Genomic DNA, 4,359 nt, shown 5'->3' on the forward strand with positions numbered 1-4,359 from the left:
AACTACCTCCTAAACTTAATCCTTTTCCACTAGTAAAAGAAGCGACAGCTTTATTCAGCTGTTGCATTTAAATAAAGTTTGATTAAAAACACCTCACAAGCAAGCATTTTTTGAAGATAAAAAGAATCCATTTTGAAAAAAAAGATTGATCAAAATGAATTCTTTTTCAGCATATTTAAGTTTGGTTTTTATAAAAAAGATTGATCAATTTCTACCTACGTTCTACCACAATCGCTCCTGTTTTAAGGCAAAACAAAAGATTATAAAATGACATGCTGTTGGTTGCTTCAAATAGTAATTGAGAATAAATCAAAGCATTGTTCATCTTATGAAAGAGAATAGTAATTAAGCCTAGAGATACTTTCTTCAACTAACGATTTTTGTTCTTCAATATTTAAACTCCAAACTGTTTAAGATGATGGTCAAGGTGCTTGTATATTCCTTTACCCCATTGCTCAGAAGTGAGTTTACCAAAAAAAGGATGCGGATGAGTTGTGCACTTCTCTGGTCCGTTATTTTGGAATATGATAATTTTTCGTTTAAGCTTTTCTTTTTCTGTCTCAAAATCTCTATCATCTGTAATCAAAATGGTTGGAATAGTAGACATATTATGGGGCAATGTCTTGTCATTGTACATGATTTGTTTTGCAAACCTCCCTACTATTATTCCTAACCAACCCCTTGGTGGAAAAGAATTTCCCATTGCAATGTCTTGAAAAGATGAACAATGCGCTAGCATTTGGGCAACATCCATTTTTCCCCATTGTGGTTGTGAATTTGCACTCAATTTGTCAATACGCTTTAAAACTTCTGCTGTATGCATATGATTAAAAATATTTTTCATCAGTGCATATCCCCTTTAATTATATTAATCAAACTTTATTATAAATTATCAATCTTTATTTTAAATAATCGAATTTTGTTTTAAATGATCAATCTTTATTATAAAACTACATCAGCTATCGCTACCAGTTAGTTCAATTAAGAAAAACTGAAGTGTAGATAATTCCACCCCAACTTTTTTATAAACGGTATATCTTTTTTATAAACATTACTTCTTTATTTCAAAGCTACATCAAGCTACCTTCTAATCTCATTTTCTCCCTTGGAGAATGGGTATTTAAAGTTTGATTTCCACTTCCTCAACTACTTCTTCAAATTCTGCATCAATAATCTCTGGCATTTCTCTTTTAATTTCATCCATATCTCTCTCAAAATCTTGTTTTGTATAATCTAAGGTTTCATACATAGTGATTCTTAATCGGTTACCCATCTTTTTCATTGATGTATAAGTTAAGCCACCGGATATTGCACCTCCAATAACAGGAATCACTTTGGATATTCCTTTAGCAAACGAATCTTTTGTCAGTTTAATCCCAATAAGAGAAGCTATCTTTTTAATAATTGGATAATAAAAAGTTTTTGTTAAAGCTTTTTGAGGAATCTTTTTCAGTGCTTGATCCGCTATTTTAGACGAAAGCATCTTTAATGCTGAGGCTGAACCACCTACGCCAAACATAACACCTAGAAAGAGAATTAGCTCCCCTCTTACCTGCTCCATATCAAGCTCGTTATCTTCCCACAAGTCCTTATATCCAAACATATAAGCAAGTTCTTGAGCTAATCGTAATGCAACCCCAAAGAACTGAATAGTATCCGCAGGTATGGTAGCCGCCATAGCAAGTCCACCAGGCAATCCTGCTGCAAATGATGCTCCAGAGCTTTGTAACGTTCTTTTTTCAATTAATGATCTTGCCATTCTATTTATTTTGTCACAGTCTATTCCCGCTACTAACGGTCCCTTTTCAATTAAGATTGCAACTTTATCAGAATTGATGTCATTCCCAAACATTTTAATTAAAAATTCTTTACGGTTAACTTTAACACCAGGTATTTTTAAAGCATTTGATACAATCAATTCAAGATTGTTTGATTCTCTATTAGTGCTCATTAAGTAAACCTCTTTCTTTATTATCCTATAAATTTTTAACTTGATATTGGTATTACGCCTATGTATTAGTACAATCCATACTACATCCCTATCTTACTTGCAGTCACAGTTTTATTTTATTTTAAAAAAAACTGTATTAATTTCTCCTTCTCCTCAAGAAGCTCCTTTTGCCCATTTATAGATAGTAAGTCACGACACCAAAAAATTGTCCTTATCTCTTCTTCATCAATATCTTCATTAAGTTCACCGTTCTTTAATATTTCTCCCCATCCTTTATCTTCATAAACTGTATATTTCAACCACCAATTCTTGATATAATCCTTTACATCTGCAATGGGTTGTGGGAATATCATCACACTATTAATTAGAGTAGGTCGTATTTCTTCATAATCTCCATGAAAAAACTGTATGTTAGTAAATAATATTCTATTAACCTTATTAGCATTAATCTCTTCTGATAATGCGTATTGTCTCGCCATGTATTGTGGAAAAAAGGTAGAGTATTGAAACATAGATTGGTTAATACTAGTACTTCTTTCCATTCCTATAGCATTTCCATTTAGAGGTTGGAATCCATGCGTAGAAAGTGCCGTATCTAAATCTCTTAGCATAAGAATTGAATTGTTAATAAGATGTCTTACATTATTTATTGAGTTAATAATTGAATTATTATTATCCATTTTGTTTTCCCCCATAGTACCAATGCAACTTTTCAACATCATTCTTGCAGTTCCATGAATATGAATTTAATGCAGTATTGTATGTAATATTAATTCCAGATACTTTTTCTACATGGTGTTGAAACCCATTAAAGCTTTGAAGTCCTTTCTTTTCCAGCAGCTTTTTGAGGTCATTTAAAAGCTTCAAGTCCTGTAAGGTTAGGAAATTCTTAATCTTACTTATCGAATTATGAATTTCTCTCCATGTAAGCCAGTAAAGTTGTCCTTTTTCAAAGTGAACACCATTTACATGGAGAATACTCTCCAGGATTTCTTCTCTTGGTAAGTATGTATGATTTGTTAGATATATCAAAACAATACTATTCAATTTACTTCTATTGATATTTAGATAACGGAGACAGTTAACTTTGTGAATATCCTCTATTTCACGTGCCAATTGATCCCTTTGGCTATTGGTTCTATCCTGTAAATCGATTGATTCATCCTCATGACTTGACTTATGCGACCAATATTTTGCTTCTATACATATCAAAATCTCACTATCACTTTCGGTTTTTAATCGAAGTAGTACATCTGGTTCTGAATTCTCTAACTTTGGCCAAAAAACAAAGCAACATTCTTTAACTGGTGAATCAAATGTTAATTGATGACCATTTAAGTTTACAGATGATTCTAATACAGATTGAAAGTATGAATGAGAAGATAAATATTGAAAAAGACCTATTACTGATGAAGTCAATAAGTCTTCAGAATTCTGTAATGTAGACGGTATCTTTCCATTTAATTCTGCTGCTATCAATTTGCTCCCACCCTTCCTCATTTCCCATTATAAGTAACATAAAAGACATTTTAAACAACAATAAAAGGATCTTTCAATGAAGTGAACCCAAAAAGTTAGACACATATTTTAAGCAGCTACTGAGGAATGAATCCTGTATTGCACGGGGCTCATTCCTTTTAATTTTCCTTTAATTCGTCTGTGATTGTAATAGTTAATATAGTTTTCTAATTCTAAAATGAAATGTTCCATGCTTTCGAATTCTTGTAAATAAAGTAGCTCAGATTTTAATAAGCCAAAGAAGTTCTCCATGACGGCATTGTCTAAACAATTCCCCTTACGGGACATACTTTGTACAATATGATGTTCTTTCAATAAGTGCTGATATTTCTTCATTTGATAGTGCCATCCTTGATCGGAATGGAGGATTGGTGAATCCTCCTCATGTAAACATTCAAATGCTTGATCTAACATCTTTTTAACGAGTGAAAAGGCAGGTCGTTTCTCCATATTGTAAGCAATGATCTCCCCGTTAAAAAGATCAAGCACAGGTGATAGGTACAGCTTTTCACCAAATAAGTGAAATTCTGTGATATCTGTCACCCACTTTTCATTAGGCCTTGTGGCCTTAAAATCACGCTTAAGAAGGTGAGGAGCGATTTTCCCTGCTTTCCCGCGGTAAGAACGATATTTCTTTATACGTACGAGACATTTTAAATCTAACTGATTCATTAAACGACGTACTGTTTTATGATTGATAAGATAACCGCGATGATGTAATTCCAGGGTGATACGGCGATAGCCATATCGACCTCGATGGTCATGAAAAATCTGCTGGATGACTTCTTTGACCTCTCTATATTTATCTAATCGGTTCATTTGTTTTACCCAGTAATAATACGTACTACGTGGAATACCAGCGATTTTTACTAACTCAACTACCTTAAACT

The 4,359-nt window shown here is 32.8% G+C and carries 5 protein-coding genes; all 5 read right to left on the reverse strand.

What is annotated here, in order from left to right:
• Nucleotides 1-394: 394 nt before the first annotated feature.
• The gene (locus BFA01S_RS20980) at nt 395-844 is read right to left on the reverse strand and encodes a DUF1569 domain-containing protein (RefSeq protein ID WP_066235509.1); all 450 of its coding nucleotides are present in this window, start codon (nt 842-844) and stop codon (nt 395-397) included.
• Between the two features lie 276 nt (nt 845-1,120).
• A complete protein-coding gene (locus BFA01S_RS20985) occupies nt 1,121-1,951 on the reverse strand; it encodes a bacteriochlorophyll 4-vinyl reductase (protein WP_066235510.1) in 831 nt (276 codons plus the stop codon).
• 116 nt (nt 1,952-2,067) lie between these two features.
• Entirely contained in the window at nt 2,068-2,631 is a 564-nt protein-coding gene (locus tag BFA01S_RS20990; RefSeq protein ID WP_066235512.1) for a hypothetical protein, read from the reverse strand.
• The gene (locus BFA01S_RS20995; RefSeq protein WP_066235514.1) at nt 2,624-3,430 is read right to left on the reverse strand and encodes a hypothetical protein; all 807 of its coding nucleotides are present in this window, start codon (nt 3,428-3,430) and stop codon (nt 2,624-2,626) included. The genes BFA01S_RS20990 and BFA01S_RS20995 overlap by 8 nt, the downstream gene beginning before the upstream one ends.
• A gap of 108 nt (nt 3,431-3,538) precedes the next feature.
• Nucleotides 3,539-4,359 (reverse strand): IS3 family transposase (locus tag BFA01S_RS21000; protein WP_066235515.1); only part of this gene is annotated, 821 nt, incomplete at its 5' end.

It is taken from the genome of Metabacillus fastidiosus NBRC 101226, assembly GCF_001591625.1.
GTDB classification, from domain to species: domain Bacteria; phylum Bacillota; class Bacilli; order Bacillales; family Bacillaceae; genus Metabacillus; species Metabacillus fastidiosus.